Below are 396 nucleotides of genomic sequence, written 5' to 3' on the forward strand. Positions count from 1 at the left end.
CACATGAAGATGATCAGCGGCTTGGTTTCGATCCAGTTTTCAGGGCGCAAGCCTTGAGATAAGAATACGTTTGGTGATGATGGCGGAAGGGAACCACGCGTACCCATACCGAACACGGCCGTTAAGCCTTCCAGCGTCGATGGTACTTGGACCGCAGGGTCCTGGGAGAGTAGAACGTCGCCAAGCGAAGCTTCTACAAGAGTGGGGATTCTGTTATGAAGCATGTATAGTCGGGCTCGGTAGCTCAGTCGGTAGAGCAGAGGACTGAAAATCCTCGTGTCGGCGGTTCGATTCCGTCCCGAGCCACCATGAACGGCATACATTCTTTCATATGCGGAGGATTAGCGAAGTGGCCAAACGCAGCAGACTGTAAATCTGTTCTCTGACGAGTTCGGT

Annotated in this window: 1 tRNA gene and 1 rRNA gene; both read left to right on the forward strand. The window is 52.8% G+C overall.

The features are described 5' to 3' along the window. The first annotated feature begins 69 nt into the window (after nucleotides 1-69). A 5S ribosomal RNA gene (gene rrf / locus NR121_RS25085) occupies nucleotides 70-186 on the forward strand. A 47-nt stretch (nucleotides 187-233) separates the two neighbouring features. Beyond that, a tRNA-Phe gene (locus NR121_RS25090) sits at nucleotides 234-309 on the forward strand. The last annotated feature ends 87 nt before the right edge of the window (nucleotides 310-396 follow it).

This window comes from Paenibacillus sp. Pae15, assembly GCF_024519685.1.
Taxonomy (GTDB): domain Bacteria; phylum Bacillota; class Bacilli; order Paenibacillales; family NBRC-103111; genus Paenibacillus_G; species Paenibacillus_G naphthalenovorans.